Raw genomic sequence first — 15,483 nt, 5'->3', positions numbered from 1 at the left:
CAGGGTGGGAGACGTCCAAGGACCATGCGACGTCTGCTTCTGCCGCTCCTGGCGGCTCTGCTGGCCCTGCCGGTCGTGGTCCTCACCGCGCCCGCGGCCCAGGCCTGCTCGTGCGCCGTGAGCAGCCCGGCACGTCTCGTCGACCGCGCGGCGCTCGTCGCGCGGGTCGAGGTCGCCGCCCGCGACGAGCACACGAGCGCCGACGGGATGGCCGGCTCGCGCTACGACGTCGTCGTGCGAAGGGAGTGGAAGGGGCCCGGGCAGCAGCGGGTGGCCGTCGTCAGCCGTGACGACTCCGCCTCCTGCGGCGTGCGCCTCGCCGTCGGGCGGGAGTACCTGCTGCTGGGCACGCGTGCGGGCGATGCCTGGCGGGTCGACCTGTGCGGCGGGACGACGGCGCTGGCCCCTGGCACCCCGCAGGGTGCGGTCACGGTCGCCGACGTCAAGGAGCGGCTCGGGGCCGGGACGACACCGGCGGCGGCCTCCCCTTCGTCCGCGCCGACGTCCGACGAGGGCTCCGGCGGGTGGTGGCGGCCTCGCGAGGCGGCGTGGCTGTGCCTCTCGCTCGTCCTGGCGCTCGTCGTGGGCATCGCGCAGATCATGCGGGACGACGACGAGGCCGACGACTGACGGACGGCGGGGCGGGTCGGGCGGTTGCGCTGTCAGCGGAACGGCGCGACGCGCCCCTGTCGGTCGGTGTCCAATGGGAGGTGACCGGCACCCACTTGGGTACGGTCGAGGCACGCGACCCACGTGGTCGACCCGGGATCGAGAGGACACCTGACGTGGCACGAGTCGGAGAGAGCGGCGACCTGCTCAAGTGCTCCTTCTGCGGCAAGTCCCAGAAGCAGGTGAAGAAGCTCATCGCCGGGCCCGGCGTCTACATCTGCGACGAGTGCATCGACCTGTGCAACGAGATCATCGAGGAGGAGCTCACCGACTCGGGTGACCTCGGCCTCGACGAGCTGCCCAAGCCGCGCGAGATCTACGACTTCCTCGAGACCTACATCATCGGTCAGGACAAGGCGAAGAAGGCGCTCGCCGTCGCCGTCTACAACCACTACAAGCGGATCCAGGCCGACGAGGGCGCGGTCGCCAAGCGCGACGAGGACCACGTCGACATCGCGAAGTCCAACATCCTGCTCATCGGCCCGACCGGCTGCGGCAAGACCTATCTCGCGCAGACCCTCGCCCGCATGCTCAACGTCCCCTTCGCGATCGCCGACGCGACCGCACTGACCGAGGCCGGCTACGTCGGCGAGGACGTCGAGAACATCCTCCTCAAGCTCATCCAGGCCGCCGACTACGACACGAAGAAGGCCGAGCAGGGGATCATCTACATCGACGAGATCGACAAGGTCGCCCGCAAGTCGGAGAACCCCTCGATCACCCGTGACGTCTCCGGCGAGGGCGTGCAGCAGGCGCTGCTGAAGATCCTCGAGGGCACGACGGCGTCGGTGCCCCCGCAGGGCGGGCGCAAGCACCCGCACCAGGAGTTCATCCAGATCGACACGACCAACGTGCTCTTCATCGTCGGCGGCGCCTTCGCTGGCCTGGAGAAGATCATCGAGTCGCGCGTCGGCAAGAAGGGCCTGGGCTTCGGCTCCGAGCTGCACAAGGCGACCGACCTCGCCGAGGCGATCACCGACGTCATGCCCGAGGACCTGATGAAGTTCGGCCTCATCCCCGAGTTCATCGGCCGTCTGCCGATCATCACGACGGTCACCCCGCTCGACCGCGAGGCCCTCGTGCAGATCCTCGCCGAGCCCAAGAACGCTCTCGTCAAGCAGTACCGCAAGATGTTCGCGATCGACGGCGTCGAGCTGGAGTTCACCGACGACGCCCTCGAGGCGATCGCCGACTCCGCCATCGCCCGCGGCACGGGAGCCCGTGGCCTGCGCGCGATCATGGAGGAGGTCCTCATGCCGGTCATGTTCGACACCCCGAGCGACGACGGCATCAAGCAGATCGTCGTCAGCGCCGAGGTCGTGCGCGACAACGTCCTGCCGACGATCGTGCGTCACGAGGAGAGCGGCAAGCGCAAGCACAAGCGCTCCGCCTGACCTCCCACCGGTCCCTGAGGAGGTCGCGAAGCGACCGTCTCGGAGGGCAGGAACCGGAGGCCGTCCGCGGCCGTCTCGAAGCCTGACAGGATGTCGGTGTGAACGCGCCCTTCCGCCTCGTGCAGGGATCGTCCGGGCCACGGCAGCAGAGCCCGACGACGTGCGGGTCCGCGTGCGCGACGGTCGCCCGGATGCTCGTCGACGCTCCCTTCGCCCGCTGGGTCGCCACCGGTGAGGGGCATCCGGTGCCGGGCGCCGAGGGTGCCACCGCAGCGGAGCGCTTCGCGGCCTGGGAGCGGGTCGTCCACGCTCGCACCAACGGCTGGCGCGGCCCCGGCGGCGGCTTCACTCTCGCGTGGCCGCAGGCGCTCGGCACGCCCCCGTGGGGCCTCGCGCACGAGCTCGAGCACGGCGGCTCCCGGCCGGGCACGCGCTATCGGATCATCTCCGTGCGAGCCCACTCCGAGGAGTCGCTGCGCGCCCGCTACCGGCGGCTGCTCGACCTCGTCGTCGACGGGGAGCCGGCCGCGCTCTACGTCGGCAGCCGCCTGCTGCCTCGGCACGTCACGCTCGTGCTCCCGGGCGAGCGGCCGGACGTGCTCCACGTCTACGAGCCGGCGAGCGGCTCGGTGCAGGTGCTCGAGGAGGACGCCTTCGCCACCCGCCGACTGCGCCTGGGCGGCTGGGCCGTGCCGTGGATCCTCGTCCAGCCGACCGGTCACCGACGTGTGCTCGACGGGTCGGCGGCCACGGCCGCCTGGCGGGTGCCCCGGCTGGCGCCCGAGCCCTCGACCGACCTGCTGCGCGGGGCGGACGCCGACACCATCTGATGACGCAGGGCCCGCATCCCTCGGGGAGGCGGGCCCTGCGTCATCAGGTCGTCAGTTCTTCGGCGGCTTGACGAAGGGGATGAGCTCGACGTCGCGCAGGACGACCTCGTCGCCCTCCGCGTAGTCGAAGCTCCCCGTCAGGCGGCCCGCGGCCCGCAGGTCGGCCTCGCCGGCGCGCACCCGCTCGGCGGTCGCGGCCGGGGCGACGAGCGTCGCCGAGGTGATCTCGCTGCGCATGCCGACCTTGGCGTCGGACTTGGCCTTGCGCACCTGGCTCAGGGCCGTGCCGACGGCCGCGAGGACCTGCGGGTCACCGGCGTCGGCGAGGGCCAGCTCGCTGGCCTCGGGCCAGGTCGCGCGGTGCACCGAGCCCTCCTGCCACCACGACCAGACCTCCTCGGTCGCGTAGGGGAGGAAGGGCGCGAGCAGTCGCAGCAGGACCGACAGTGCCAGTCGCAGCGCGGCGCGCGCCGACGGGTCACCGCCGTGGGCGCGGTCCTTGACGAGCTCGATGTAGTCGTCGCAGAAGGTCCAGAAGAAGGTCTCGGTGACGTCGAGCGAGCGGGTGTAGTCCCACGCCTCGAAGCCGGTGGTCGCATCGCCCACGACCTGCTGCAGGGCCGCGATCATCGCCCGGTCGAGCGGCTCGGTGATCACCGAGGCCAGCCCCTGGCGGTCGTCGAGCTCGGGCTCGCCGAAGCCGAGGGCGAACTTGCTCGCGTTGAGCAGCTTGATCGCCAGGCGGCGGCCGATCTTCATCTGGCCGGTGTCGTAGGCGGCATCGGTGCCGAGTCGGCCCGAGGCGGCCCAGTAGCGCACGGCATCGGCGCTGTGCTCGACGACGACGTCCTCGGGCGTGACGACATTGCCCTTCGACTTGCTCATCTTCTTGCGGTCGGGGTCGAGGATCCACCCGGAGATCGCGGCGTTCTTCCACGGGGCGCTGCCGTGCTCGAAGTGCGCGCGCACCACGGTCGCGAAGAGCCAGGTGCGGATGATGTCGTGCCCCTGCGGGCGCACGTCCATCGGGAAGACCTTGCCGAAGAGGTCGCTCTCGCCGCGCTCGCCCGCGAGCCAGTCGCCGGCGATCTGCGGCGTGAGCGAGGAGGTCGCCCAGGTGTCCATGACGTCGGGGTCGCCGGTGAAGCCGCCCGGCTGGTCGCGCTGCTCCTCGGTGTAGCCGGCGGGCACGTGCGTCATCGGGTCGACCGGCAGCTGCTCCTCGGTCGGCACGAGCGGGCTCTCGTACTGCGGCTGGCCGTCACCGTCGAGGGCGTACCAGACGGGGATCGGGATGCCGAAGAAGCGCTGGCGGGAGATCAGCCAGTCGCCGTTGAGCCCGGCGACCCAGTTCTTGTAGCGCGACTTCATGAAGTCGGGGTGGAAGTCGATCTCGTCGCCGCGGGCCTGCAGCGCCTGGTTGAGCTCGGTGTCGCGGCCGCCGTTGCGGATGTACCACTGGCGCGAGGTGACGATCTCGAGCGGCTTCTCGCCCCGCTCGTAGAAGTTGGCCTTGCGCTGGGTCTTCTGCGGCTCGCCGTCGAGGTCACCCGAGGCGCGCAGCGCCTCGACGACGACCTCGCGGGCGGAGTGCACGGTCTTGCCGGACATCTCCGCGAAGGTGGCGGCGCCCCCTTCGCTCTGGATCCACTCGGGCGTCTCGCCGAGGATCCGGCCGGCGCGGGTGACGACGGAGCGGGTCGGCAGCTGCAGCTCGCGCCACCAGATGACGTCGGTGAGGTCACCGAAGGTGCAGCACATCGCGATGCCGGCGCCCTTGTCCATCTCCGCCGAGGGGTGGGCGACGACGGGCACCTCGACCCCGAAGAGCGGGGAGGTGACGGTGGAGCCGAAGAGGCCCTGGTACCGCTCGTCGTCGGGATGGGCGATGAGGGCGACGCAGGCCGGCAGCAGCTCGGGACGGGTGGTCTCGATGTGGACCGGGCCGTCGGCGCCGTGGAAGGCGACGCGGTGGTAGGCGCCGGGGTAGTCGCGGGCCTCGAGCTCGGCCTGCGCGACGGCGGTCTGGAAGGTCACGTCCCACAGGCCGGGGGCCTCGGCGGTGTAGGCCTCGCCGCGGGCGAGGTTGCGCAGGAAGGCGGTCTGCGCCGTCGCGCGGGAGCGGTCGTCGATGGTGCGGTACTGGATGTTCCAGTCGAGGCTGAAGCCGAGGCGGCGGAAGAGGGACTCGAAGGCCTCCTCGTCCTTGACCGTCAGCTCGTCGCACAGCTCGATGAAGTTCTGCCGGCTGATCGGGACCTGGTCCGCGGCCTTGATGGTCTTCGTCGTGCCCTCGAAGGGGGGCGTGAAGTCCGGGTCGTAGGGGAGCGAGGAGTCGCCGCGCACGCCGTAGTAGTTCTGCACCCGCTTCTCGGTCGGCAGGCCGTTGTCGTCCCAGCCGATCGGGTAGAAGACGTTGAGCCCGCGCATGCGCTTGTAGCGGGCCATGCAGTCGGTGTGCGTGTAGCTGAAGACGTGCCCCATGTGCAGCGACCCGCTCGCGGTCGGCGGCGGGGTGTCGATGGAGAAGACCTGCTCCCGGGCACCCTCGCGGTCGAAGGCGTAGGTGTCCTGCTCACGCCATACGGCGCCCCACGTGTCCTCGAGGCCGTCCAGCGAGGGACGGTCCGGGATGCGGGCTGCGTCGGGGGCGGGGGAGTGCTCGGTCATGGGGTGGATCTTCCCATCACCGGTGTGGCGCGGACCAATCGGTCCGTGCCTGCTCCGGCGACCTACGAGACCGTAGGCTGCAGTCATGCGCCGACCCGAGCCCCTGTACCGCGCGATCATCATCGTGGCGCGGACCATCTTCCTCATCAACGGCTACCGCTTCACCATCAAGGGCGACCGCAACGTCCCCAAGCGTGGCGGCGCGGTCATGGCGATCAACCACACCGGCTACATCGACTTCGTCCTCGCCGGGCTGGGGGCACGCCGCAGCCAGCGCTGGGTGCGCTTCATGGCGAAGAAGTCGATCTGGCAGCACAAGGTGGCCGGGTTCTTCATGCGGGGGCTGAAGCACATCCCGGTCGACCGGCACGCGGGTGGGGCTGCCTTCAAGGAGGCCGTGGCCAAGCTCAAGGACGGCGAGGTCGTCGGGGTCTACCCCGAGGCGACGATGTCGCGCTCCTTCGAGATCAAGGAGCTCAAGAGCGGCACCGCCCGGATGGCGCAGGAGGCGGGCGTGCCGATCCTCCCGACGATCGTGTGGGGCGCGCACCGGATCTGGACCAAGGACGTACCCAAGCGTCTGGGGCGCACCAACTTCCCGATCCACATCACCATCGGTGACCCGATCCACGTCGGGCCCGACGACGACGTCAACGAGGTCACCGAGCGGCTGCGCGAGGTCATGAAGCAGCTCCTCGACGAGACCATCGCCGCCTACCCGCCCCTGACGGGCGACGAGCTGCGCTTCCACCCGGCCCGTCTCGGTGGCACCGCCCCGACCTACGAGGACGCCTGGGCCAAGGACCACAAGGACATGACCCGCACCAAGGACCAGTTCACCAAGGACTGAGCCCGAGAACTCTGCAAGACCCTAGGGTTTTGCAGAGTGGCGACCTGTCAACTGCGCAAGACCCCAGGGTCTTGCGCAGTTCGCCGTTCTGGAGTCCGCAGGCGGGGCAGTGGCGAAGGGGGAGCCCCGCACCTCACGCGGTGAGGGCGACCTCGGCATCCCGACGGTCACCCTGCCGAGGTTCCTCCCCGGCGAGCCGGGCGTAGGCGCCGCGCCGGGCGAGCAGGGCGAGGTGCTCGCCCCGCTCGGCGACCCGCCCGCCCGCGAGCACGAGGATCTCGTCCGCGGACTCGATGGTGCTCAGCCGGTGGGCGATGGTGATCGTCGTCCGGCCGCGGGCCAGCGCGTCGAGGGCGGCCTGCAGCTCACGCTCGGTGTCGTTGTCCAGGGCGCTCGTCGCCTCGTCGAGGACGAGGACGGCCGGGTCGCGCAGCAGGGTGCGGGCGATGGCGATCCGCTGCTTCTCCCCGCCGGAGAAGCGGTGGCCACGCGCGCCGACGACCGTGTCGAGCCCGTCGGGCAGGGCGGCGACGAGGTCGGCCGCCTGGGCGGTGGCGAGGGCCTGCCACAGCCGAGCCTCGGTGGCCTCAGGGTCGGCGAGCAGGAGGTTGGCGCGCACCGTGTCGTGGGCGAGGTAGGTCTCCTGGGTGACGATGCCGATGACCTGGGTGAGGGTCTGGGGGTCGATGTCGCGCAGGTCCACCCCGTCGACGGTGATCCGCCCGCTCGTCGGGTCGGCGAGCCGGACGAGCAGCGAGGCGAGGGTCGACTTGCCGCTGCCGGTGGCGCCGACGAGCGCGAGGTGCGAGCCGGCGGGGATGACGGCGTCGATGCCGTCGAGGGCGAGCCGGTCGCCGTCGGGGTAGCCGTAGCCGACGCCCTCGATGCGCACGTCGCCGCGCACCGTCGTCGGGTCGAGGTCGACCGGAGCGGCCGGGGGAGTGACCTCGGGCTCGAGGTCGAGGTAGCCGAAGACCCGGCTGAAGAGGGCCATCGAGGCCACCCACGAGGCGCCGACGTTGAGCAGCCCCATGATCGGCCGGAAGATGCCCGACTGCAGCGTCGTGAAGGCGATGATCGTGCCGATGGTCATGCCGCCGCTCGTCGCGGGGAAGCCGGCGGCGAGGTAGATCAGGGCCGGGATCGCGGCGAAGACGATCGACATCGTCGCCATCCGCCAGCGCCCGGCCAGCTCGCTGCGCACCTCGAGGCCGACGAGGTCGGTCGAGGTCTCGGTGAACTCACGGGCTCCGCGCTCGGCCGTGCCGAGGGTCTTGGAGAGCAGCGCGCCGCTGACCGAGAGCTCCTCGGTGACCTGGGCCTGCAGGTCGGACAGGCGACGCTGCCGCCGTGAGGTGATCTCGCGCCGGGCGAGGGCCACCTTGCGGGTGGTCCAGATCGCCGGGGGCAGGACCAGCAGGGAGAGCAGGGACAGCCGCCAGCTGAGGGCGGCCATGGCGACCGCGGTGGCGACGGCGGTCGTGAGGTTGGAGGCGATCGAGACGGCCGTGCTCGTCACGACCGACTGCATGCCGGCGATGTCCTGGGTGATGCGTGAGGTGATCTCGCCGGAGCGGGTGCGGGTGAAGAAGCTCATCGCCTGCCGCTGCAGGTGCGTGAAGACGTCGGTGCGCAGCCGGTGCATGACCGCCTGCCCGACGCGCGTGGAGATCCACGTCTGCTGCACGCCGATGAGGGCGGTCGCGATGGTGACGAGCAGCATGCCGCCGACGGCGAGCAGCAGCAGGCGCACGTCCTGGTGGGGGAGCGCGTCGTCGATGACGGTGCGCAGGAGGAAGGGAGAGGCCATCGAGATCAGCGAGCTGGCCACGATGAGCGCCACGACCGCGGCGACCTGCCAGCGGTAGGGACGGAAGTAGGCGATGACCCGGCGGGCGCTCACGGGGCTCTCGGCGAGCTGGGCGCGGTCACGCGGGTCGATGCGGCGGGGTCCGTGCCCGCCGCCGGGCTTGGGGGAGGTTGTCGGGGTGTCCATGCGGTCCCCTTTCATCTCAGGTCTGTTCGTGGTGCTGAGGTTACCTCACTATGAGGGAAGGAGGCAACTCGGCTACCGTGGTCGGCATGAGCGAGCGGGTGGTCGGGCAGGGCACGGAGGACCTCGGTGAGCAGCTGCTGCGGGTGGCCCGCGGCCTGCGCCGGGCCTGGATGGTCGACCTGTCGGAGCACGACCTGTCACCCCACGAGGCCCGCGCCCTGCGCGTGGCGGCGGACCGCGCGGAGGCGCCGCGGCTGCGCGACCTGGCCGACTCCCTTCGCATCGCACCGCGGTCGGTCACCGATGTCGTCGATGCGCTCGAGAGCAAGGGCTATGTCGTCCGCGAGCCGGACCCGCACGACCGGCGGGCGAGTGTCGTCGTCGTCACCGACGCCGGACGGCAGGTGCGGTCGGCGGTGCACGAGGCGCGTCGCCGCAGCGTCGGTGACCAGATGGGCGCGCTCAGCGGGCAGCAGCGCGCGGCGCTCGCCGACGCGCTGACGACGCTCGAGGAGGGGCTGGGCTGCTGAGGGTCAGAAGGAGCTGTGCCCGAGGTGGGCGAGCGCCTGACGCAGCAGCGCTCCTTGGCCACCGGCCATCTCGGCCTGCAGCCCGGTCTCGGCGGCCTCGTCGAGGGTGAGCCAGGCGAGGTCGAGGGCGTCCTGCTGCGGCGCGCAGTCGCCGCGCACCGGGACGATGAAGCTCAGCGCAACGGCGTGCTGGCGCGGGTCGTGGAAGGGCGTGACCCCCGGCGTCGGGAAGAACTCGGCGATCGTGAAGGGGATCGGCGAGGCCGGCACGCTCGGCAGGGCCATCGGGCCGAGGTCCTTCTCGAGGTGACGCACGAGGGCGTCGCGCACGCGCTCGTGGTAGTTGACCCGGCCGGCGACGAGCTCGCGCTCCATCGTGCCGCTCTCACTGGCCCGCAGCAGCAGCCCGACCGCGGTGACGTCGCCGTTGTCGGCGACCCGCACCGGCACCGCCGCGACGTAGAGGATCGGCACGCGGCCGCGCACGTTGTCGAGCTCCTCGCGGCTGAGCCACGCTTCCTGACGGTCGAGGTCGGTCGGCATGCGGCCATCCTCGCACGCGGTTTCGGCCCTCCACCGGGGCGTCCTACACTGGAGCCACAGGCGCCTGAGCCGTCATCAGCGGCGAGCCTTCCGGAAGAACGGGAGCTCTGCTCCTCACTAGACCCGGACGAGTGGTCACGTGACGACTGATCGACCAAGAGCGGTCTCCTCCCTTCGCCGGCGTTGGGGGTGGACAAGCGGGGTGGTACCGCGGTGGCCCGACGGCCGTCGTCCTCGTGGCAGTTGACGAGTTGACCCGCCGAGTACCCCGGAGCCGCCGCGATGACCTATCCCAAGGTCTCCACCACCGACGCGACCACCGTCGCCTCCTCCCCGAGCTTCCCCGACATCGAGAAGCACGTGCTGAACTACTGGGAGGCGGACGGGACCTTCCAGGCATCCATCGACGCCCGCGACGCCGGCACGGACGGCAGCAACGAGTTCGTCTTCTACGACGGACCCCCCTTCGCCAACGGCCTGCCGCACTACGGCCACCTGCTCACCGGCTACGTCAAGGACGTCGTCCCCCGCTACCAGACGATGCGCGGCAAGCGGGTCGAGCGGCGTTTCGGTTGGGACACGCACGGTCTGCCCGCCGAGCTCGAGGCCATGCGCCAGCTCGGGCTGAAGACGACCGACGAGGTCCGCGAGCTCGGCATCGAGAAGTTCAACGCCGCCTGCCGCGAGTCGGTCCTGAAGTACACCGGCGAGTGGCGCGACTACGTCACCCGCCAGGCGCGCTGGGTCGACTTCGACAACGACTACAAGACGCTCAACCCGACCTTCATGGAGTCGGTCATCTGGGCCTTCAAGTCGATGTACGACCAGGGCCTGGTCTACGAGGGCTTCCGCGTGCTGCCCTACTGCTGGCAGGACGAGACGCCGCTGTCCAACCACGAGCTGCGCATGGACGACGACGTCTACCAGATGCGCCAGGACCCGGCGGTCACCGTCGGCCTGCGGATGGACGCCACCGGCGAGGACCCTGTCCTCGACGACGCCCACCTGCTCGTGTGGACGACGACCCCGTGGACCCTGCCGAGCCACCTGGCCGTCATGGTCGGCTCCGAGATCGACTACGTCGTCGTCGAGGCGCCGGTCCCCGGTGTCGAGGGGAGCACGGCGAAGTACGTCCTCGCCGAGGCGCGACTGGGCCACTACGCCCGCGAGCTCGGCGACGAGCCGACGATCCTCGGCCGCTACACCGGTGCCCAGCTGCTCGGCCGCTCCTACACCCCGCCGATGTCCTACTACGCCGGCCACGAGGGCGCCTTCCGCGTCGTCGCCGCCGACGACGCCGTGACGACGACCGACGGTTCCGGCCTCGTCCACACCGCCGGTGCCTTCGGTGAGGTCGACAAGGAGGTCACCGACCGCGAGGGCATCGCCGCCGTCATGCCGGTGGCCAAGGACGGTCGCTTCACCGCGCCGGTCACCGACTACGAGGGCATGCTCGTCTTCGACGCCAACGGCCCGATCATCGACGCGCTCAAGGCGACGACCCGCGGCGAGCAGGCCGACTCGGTCAGCGAGGGCACGATCCTCCTGCGCCGCGAGTCCTACGAGCACTCCTACCCGCACTGCTGGCGCTGTCGGCAGCCGCTGATCTACAAGGGCGTCGAGTCGTGGTTCGTCGAGGTCACGGCGATCAAGGACAAGATGCTCGCCAACAACGAGCAGATCACCTGGACACCCGACCACGTCAAGCACGGCCAGTTCGGCAAGTGGCTCGAAAACGCGCGTGACTGGTCGATCACCCGCAACCGCTTCTGGGGCAGCCCGGTGCCGGTGTGGAAGTCCGACGACCCGGCCTACCCGCGCATCGACGTCTACGGCTCCTTCGAGGAGATCGAGCGCGACTTCGGGCGGCTGCCGCTCGGCGAGGACGGCGAGCCCGACCTCCACCGTCCCTTCGTCGACGAGCTGACCCGGCCCAACCCCGACGACCCGACCGGCAAGAGCACGATGCGGCGCGTCGAGGACGTGCTCGACGTGTGGTTCGACTCCGGGTCGATGAGCTACGCCCAGGTGCACTACCCCTTCGACAACGCGGAGTGGTTCGAGCAGCACTTCCCGGCCGACTTCATCGTCGAGTACATCGGCCAGACCCGCGGCTGGTTCTACACGCTGCACATCCTCGCGACCGCGCTCTTCGACAAGCCGGCCTTCTCGTCGGTCATCAGCCACGGCATCGTCCTGGGCAACGACGGGCAGAAGATGTCCAAGTCGCTGCGCAACTACCCCGACGTCTCCGAGGTCTTCGACCGCGACGGCGCCGACGCGATGCGCTGGTTCCTCATGAGCAGCCCCATCCTGCGCGGCGGCAACCTCGTCGTCACCGAGCAGGGCATCCGCGAGGGTGTGCGGCAGGTGCTCATCCCGCTGTGGAACAGCTACTCCTTCTTCACCCTCTACGCCAACGCCCTCGGCGACGGCTACGAGGCGAAGTGGTCGACGGACTCCACCGACCCGCTCGACCGCTACCTGCTGGCCAAGCTGCGCGAGTTCGTCGAGGACACCACCGCACGCATGGACGCCTACGACATCGCCGGCGCCTGCGACAGCACCCGCTCCTTCACCGACGTGCTGACCAACTGGTACATCCGGCGCAGCCGGGAGCGCTTCTGGGCCACCGGTGACGACCGTGCGGATGCCGAGGCCGCCTGCGACACGCTCTACACGGCACTCGAGGTGCTCTGCCGCGTCGCCGCCCCCCTTCTGCCGCTGATGACCGAAGAGGTCTGGCGCGGGCTCACGGGGGAGCGGTCGGTGCACCTGGCCGACTGGCCCAAGGCGGAGGACCTGCCGGCCGACCACGACCTCGTCGTCGCCATGGACACCGCCCGCGCGGTGTGCAGCTCGGCCAGCGCGCTGCGCAAGGCCAACAAGCTGCGCAACCGCCTGCCGCTGCGTGACCTGACGGTCGTCGTGCCCGACGCCGCGAAGCTCGCGGACTTCGGCGCGATCGTCGCCTACGAGGTCAACGTGCGCCAGGTGAGCCTGCTCGACATCGCCGACCCGGCGGCCGCGGACTTCGGCGTGAGCCAGAAGCTCACCGTCAACGCCCGTGCGGCCGGACCGCGCCTGGGCAAGCAGGTCCAGGTCGCGATCAAGGGCAGCAAGTCGGGCGACTGGTCCGTCGCCGACGACGGCACCGTGACCTCCGGCGGCATCGCGCTGGTCGAGGGCGAGTACACGCTCGAGACCGTCGCGGCCGATGACGAAGGGAGCCACCGCGCCACCGCGATGCTCCCCGGGTCCGTGGGCGGCTTCATCGTGCTCGACACCGAGGTCACCGACGAGCTGGCGGCCGAGGGTCTGGCGCGTGACGTCATCCGCGCCGTCCAGGAGGCGCGCAAGCAGGCCGGGCTCGAGGTCTCCGACCGGATCAGTCTGACGATCACCGGCTCGCAGCAGGTGTGGCAGGCGACCGTCGCCCACCAGGGCCTGATCGTCGACGAGACGCTCGCCGGCCAGTTCGGCTCCGCTCCCAATCTCGAGGCGCTGCCGCTCGGCGACGGCGTCGTCGAGACCGAGCTCTCCGGCAGCGAGAGGGTCCGGGTCAAGGTCACGCGCCTGTGAGCCGCCGATGATCAACGGGATCCTGTGGGTCCTCGGCTGCCAGCTCGTCGGGGAGGTCTTCGTCCGGGTCCTCGGGCTGTCGATCCCCGGGCCGGTCGTGGGGATGGTGCTGCTCTTCGCGGTGCTGTCCGTGCGCCGGCCGGGGGAGGTCTCGGGGACGCTGCGCTTCTCCGACGGGCTGCTGCGACACCTGCAGCTCTTCTTCGTCCCGGTGACGGTCGGGATCATGGTGCACGCGTCGGAGCTGGGGCGGCAGTGGCTGCCGGTCACCGGCGGGCTCGTCCTGTCGTGGGGGCTCGGCCTGGTGACCGTCGCCGGCTTGGCCTCGTGGCTGCAGGGGCGCCGGGGAGTGCGGGTGCGCTCGCATGACTGAGGCGATCGACTGGCTGCGTGATTCGCCGCTCACCTGGGTCTTCCTCACCCTGCTCGCCTACCGGGCCGGTGTGTGGGTGCGTGACCGCACCGGCGGGCACCCGCTCGCGCAGCCGGTGCTCGTCGCCGCGGCGCTGCTCATCACGCTGCTCGCCGTCCTCGGCATCGACTACGACACCTACATGACCGGCGGCGCGCTCATCCACCTCGTGCTCGGTCCGGCGACGGTCGCGCTCGCGGTGCCGCTGCACCGGCAGGCGCACCACCTGCGCGAGATGGCCCTGCCGCTGGCGATCGCCCTGCCCGCCGGCGCACTCGTCTCGATCGGCTCGGCCGCGCTCACGGTGCGTGCCCTCGGTGGCTCCGAGGCGCTCGAGGCCACGATCGCGCCCAAGGCGGCGACGACGCCCGTGGCCATCGCGATCGCCGACCACATCGGGGGAGTGCCGGCACTCGTCGCCGCCTTCACGATGCTCGCCGGCATGCTCGGTGCGGTCTTCGGCCCGTGGCTGCTCGACCGTCTGCGGGTGCACGACCGGCGGGTGCGGGGGCTGGCGATGGGTGCGGTCTCCCACGGCGTCGGCACCTCGCGCTCGCTGCACGACGACCTCACGGAGGGGGCTTTCGCCGGCCTGGCCATGGGCCTGACCGCGCTCCTGACGAGCGTGCTCGTGCCGCTCGTCATCGCCCTCCTCTGACCCCCCTTCGTCCGCGCCCTCCCAACTCTGCAAGACCCTAGGGTTTTGCAGAGTTGGGAGGGGCGAGCGGGGCCGGTCAGGCGGCGCCGTCGGCCGCGTGCGGCTCCATCGGTGCGCCCGTCTCGAGGACGGTCTTGATGCCCGAGAGCACCCAGGGCCAGCCGCCGCCCCCTTCGTTGCTCGGGTCGGGGTTGCCCGCCACCTGCTCGGCCGTCGTCGGCCGGCCGGTGAGGTCGTGCGTGAGGGTCAGGCGGACCGCGCCGTGGGCGCTCGGCTCGATCTCCCAGGTGAGGGTGCCCGGCTCCTCGTCCTCGATCCACACCGGGGCCCAGGTCTGGACGAGGCGGCGCGGCGGGTCGGCCTCGAGGACCTCGCCGGTGACGACGACGTCGGGCATGCCGACCGCCTTCATGTCCTCGCCGGCCCGGTGCTCGAAGCGTCCACCCGGCTGCAGGTCGTAGTCGACGTCGCCGGCGTAGCCGTAGAGCCGGCTGAACTCCGCCGACGTGATGGCCGCCCACACCCGCTCGGGCGTGGCATTGATGAAGATGCGGTGGATCTGGATCTCGGTGTCGCTCATGACTCGTCGTCCTCCAGGACTCGCTTGAGATCGAGCAGCGCGGAGGCCCGCGCCGCCGTGTACTTGCCGATCCACCGGTCGTGGATCGCGCGGATGGGGACGGCGTTGAGGTGGTGCAGCTTGGTCCGCCCCTGCTTGCGGGTGACGACGAGGTTCGCTTCCTCGAGCAGCCGCAGGTGCTTGGCCACCCCGAACCTCGTCATCTCCGTGTGCTCGCGCACGACCTCCTCGAGCTCGGACTGGCTGCGCCCGTCCCGCTCGAAGAGTGCGTCCAACAGCAGCCGGCGTATCGGGTCCGCCAGGGCCTTAAAGACGAGGTCGTCATCGCTCACCTGATCACCATAGGTGACCATATGGTCACCTATCAAGGCCTAGGGTCGGAGTCATGGACACGACTCTGCACTCCGCATCCGGCCTCCTCGACCTCGCGCCGACGAGCGAAGGGGGTCGCCCCGGCGTCAAGAAGGCGCTCGTGGGCCACGGCTGCCGGGTGGTGATGTTTCGTTTCGCGGCCGGTCAGGTGCTCGCGGAGCACACGGCGGCCTTCCCGATCCTCGTCCAGTGCCTCTCCGGCACCGTGGAGTTCGCCGCGGGGGAGCAGGTAGTGACCCTCGGTCCCGGAGCCGTCGCCAACCTCGACGCGCGCGTCCCCCACGAGGTGCGGGGGGTCACCGATGCCGTCTTCCAGCTGGTCATGCTTGACCCGGCGGCGAGGCCGGACTGAGCTGTCGACAGGCGCACGAGTCATCGACTGCCGCACCAGGTATTT

The 15,483-nt window shown here is 70.8% G+C and carries 14 protein-coding genes; 9 read left to right on the top strand and 5 right to left on the bottom strand.

Annotated features, from left to right (window positions below; genetic code table 11):
* Positions 1–24: 24 nt before the first annotated feature.
* From ACQBJO_RS11065 to ACQBJO_RS11055, 3 genes are all read left to right on the top strand, one after another.
* On the top strand, positions 25–630 hold the full coding sequence (locus ACQBJO_RS11065; RefSeq protein ID WP_421007344.1) for a hypothetical protein: 606 nt from the start codon (positions 25–27) through the stop codon (positions 628–630).
* Between the two features lie 155 nt (positions 631–785).
* Positions 786–2,063, top strand: coding sequence for an ATP-dependent Clp protease ATP-binding subunit ClpX (clpX, locus tag ACQBJO_RS11060; protein WP_421007343.1), 1,278 nt, complete (start codon positions 786–788; stop codon positions 2,061–2,063).
* Positions 2,064–2,161: 98 nt separating this feature from the next.
* On the top strand, positions 2,162–2,893 hold the full coding sequence (locus tag ACQBJO_RS11055; RefSeq protein ID WP_421007342.1) for a hypothetical protein: 732 nt from the start codon (positions 2,162–2,164) through the stop codon (positions 2,891–2,893).
* A gap of 51 nt (positions 2,894–2,944) precedes the next feature.
* On the opposite strand, the gene valS is transcribed toward ACQBJO_RS11055, so the two are convergent.
* Complete coding sequence (valS, locus tag ACQBJO_RS11050; RefSeq protein ID WP_421007341.1) at positions 2,945–5,563, bottom strand: valine--tRNA ligase; 2,619 nt, start codon at positions 5,561–5,563, stop codon at positions 2,945–2,947.
* A gap of 85 nt (positions 5,564–5,648) precedes the next feature.
* On the opposite strand from valS, the gene ACQBJO_RS11045 reads away from it, so the two are divergent.
* On the top strand, positions 5,649–6,413 hold the full coding sequence (locus ACQBJO_RS11045; RefSeq protein WP_421007340.1) for a lysophospholipid acyltransferase family protein: 765 nt from the start codon (positions 5,649–5,651) through the stop codon (positions 6,411–6,413).
* A gap of 133 nt (positions 6,414–6,546) precedes the next feature.
* Here ACQBJO_RS11045 and ACQBJO_RS11040 read toward each other — a convergent pair whose 3' ends face one another.
* Positions 6,547–8,409, bottom strand: a complete 1,863-nt coding sequence (locus ACQBJO_RS11040) for an ABC transporter ATP-binding protein (RefSeq protein ID WP_421007339.1) — start codon at positions 8,407–8,409, stop codon at positions 6,547–6,549.
* Between the two features lie 86 nt (positions 8,410–8,495).
* Between ACQBJO_RS11040 and ACQBJO_RS11035 the strand changes: the two genes are divergently transcribed.
* On the top strand, positions 8,496–8,939 hold the full coding sequence (locus tag ACQBJO_RS11035; protein ID WP_421007338.1) for a MarR family winged helix-turn-helix transcriptional regulator: 444 nt from the start codon (positions 8,496–8,498) through the stop codon (positions 8,937–8,939).
* Positions 8,940–8,942: 3 nt separating this feature from the next.
* Here ACQBJO_RS11035 and ACQBJO_RS11030 read toward each other — a convergent pair whose 3' ends face one another.
* Complete coding sequence (locus ACQBJO_RS11030; protein ID WP_421007337.1) at positions 8,943–9,482, bottom strand: NUDIX hydrolase family protein; 540 nt, start codon at positions 9,480–9,482, stop codon at positions 8,943–8,945.
* Positions 9,483–9,764: 282 nt separating this feature from the next.
* Here ACQBJO_RS11030 and ileS point away from each other — a divergent pair, with 282 nt between their 5' ends.
* From ileS to ACQBJO_RS11015, 3 genes are read left to right on the top strand one after another with little or no spacing between them, the layout of a single operon-like run.
* The gene (ileS, locus tag ACQBJO_RS11025; protein WP_421007336.1) at positions 9,765–13,064 is read left to right on the top strand and encodes an isoleucine--tRNA ligase; all 3,300 of its coding nucleotides are present in this window, start codon (positions 9,765–9,767) and stop codon (positions 13,062–13,064) included.
* Positions 13,065–13,071: 7 nt separating this feature from the next.
* Positions 13,072–13,437 carry a CidA/LrgA family protein gene (locus tag ACQBJO_RS11020; protein ID WP_255183852.1) on the top strand — a complete coding sequence of 122 codons (366 nt, stop codon included), beginning with the start codon at positions 13,072–13,074 and terminating at the stop codon, positions 13,435–13,437.
* Entirely contained in the window at positions 13,430–14,134 is a 705-nt protein-coding gene (locus ACQBJO_RS11015) for an LrgB family protein (protein WP_421007335.1), read from the top strand. The genes ACQBJO_RS11020 and ACQBJO_RS11015 overlap by 8 nt, the downstream gene beginning before the upstream one ends.
* A gap of 76 nt (positions 14,135–14,210) precedes the next feature.
* On the opposite strand, the gene ACQBJO_RS11010 is transcribed toward ACQBJO_RS11015, so the two are convergent.
* Both ACQBJO_RS11010 and ACQBJO_RS11005 read right to left on the bottom strand, forming a co-directional pair.
* Positions 14,211–14,714, bottom strand: a complete 504-nt coding sequence (locus ACQBJO_RS11010; protein WP_421007334.1) for an SRPBCC family protein — start codon at positions 14,712–14,714, stop codon at positions 14,211–14,213.
* A complete protein-coding gene (locus ACQBJO_RS11005; RefSeq protein WP_421007333.1) occupies positions 14,711–15,046 on the bottom strand; it encodes an ArsR/SmtB family transcription factor in 336 nt (111 codons plus the stop codon). The genes ACQBJO_RS11010 and ACQBJO_RS11005 overlap by 4 nt, the downstream gene beginning before the upstream one ends.
* A gap of 53 nt (positions 15,047–15,099) precedes the next feature.
* Here ACQBJO_RS11005 and ACQBJO_RS11000 point away from each other — a divergent pair, with 53 nt between their 5' ends.
* Positions 15,100–15,438 (top strand): cupin domain-containing protein, encoded by a 339-nt coding sequence (locus tag ACQBJO_RS11000; protein WP_421007332.1) that lies wholly within the window; start codon positions 15,100–15,102, stop codon positions 15,436–15,438.
* Positions 15,439–15,483: the final 45 nt, after the last annotated feature.

The organism is Janibacter zhangyanbonis (assembly GCF_050507325.1).
GTDB lineage: Bacteria > Actinomycetota > Actinomycetes > Actinomycetales > Dermatophilaceae > Janibacter.
Note: the sequence above shows the minus strand (reverse complement) of the source record. Positions and strands in the feature narration are given on the sequence as shown.

Excerpts from the sequence above, each read along its gene's own strand:
- ACQBJO_RS11065 (WP_421007344.1), top strand. The coding sequence starts at position 25 with ATGCGACGTCTGCTTCTGCCGCTCCTGGCGGCTCTGCTGGCCCTGCCG.
- valS (WP_421007341.1), bottom strand. The coding sequence starts at position 5,563 with ATGACCGAGCACTCCCCCGCCCCCGACGCAGCCCGCATCCCGGACCGT.
- ACQBJO_RS11045 (WP_421007340.1), top strand. The coding sequence starts at position 5,649 with ATGCGCCGACCCGAGCCCCTGTACCGCGCGATCATCATCGTGGCGCGG.
- ACQBJO_RS11040 (WP_421007339.1), bottom strand. The coding sequence starts at position 8,409 with ATGGACACCCCGACAACCTCCCCCAAGCCCGGCGGCGGGCACGGACCC.
- ACQBJO_RS11035 (WP_421007338.1), top strand. The coding sequence starts at position 8,496 with ATGAGCGAGCGGGTGGTCGGGCAGGGCACGGAGGACCTCGGTGAGCAG.
- ACQBJO_RS11030 (WP_421007337.1), bottom strand. The coding sequence starts at position 9,482 with ATGCCGACCGACCTCGACCGTCAGGAAGCGTGGCTCAGCCGCGAGGAG.
- ileS (WP_421007336.1), top strand. The coding sequence starts at position 9,765 with ATGACCTATCCCAAGGTCTCCACCACCGACGCGACCACCGTCGCCTCC.
- ACQBJO_RS11020 (WP_255183852.1), top strand. The coding sequence starts at position 13,072 with ATGATCAACGGGATCCTGTGGGTCCTCGGCTGCCAGCTCGTCGGGGAG.
- ACQBJO_RS11015 (WP_421007335.1), top strand. The coding sequence starts at position 13,430 with ATGACTGAGGCGATCGACTGGCTGCGTGATTCGCCGCTCACCTGGGTC.
- ACQBJO_RS11010 (WP_421007334.1), bottom strand. The coding sequence starts at position 14,714 with ATGAGCGACACCGAGATCCAGATCCACCGCATCTTCATCAATGCCACG.
- ACQBJO_RS11000 (WP_421007332.1), top strand. The coding sequence starts at position 15,100 with ATGGACACGACTCTGCACTCCGCATCCGGCCTCCTCGACCTCGCGCCG.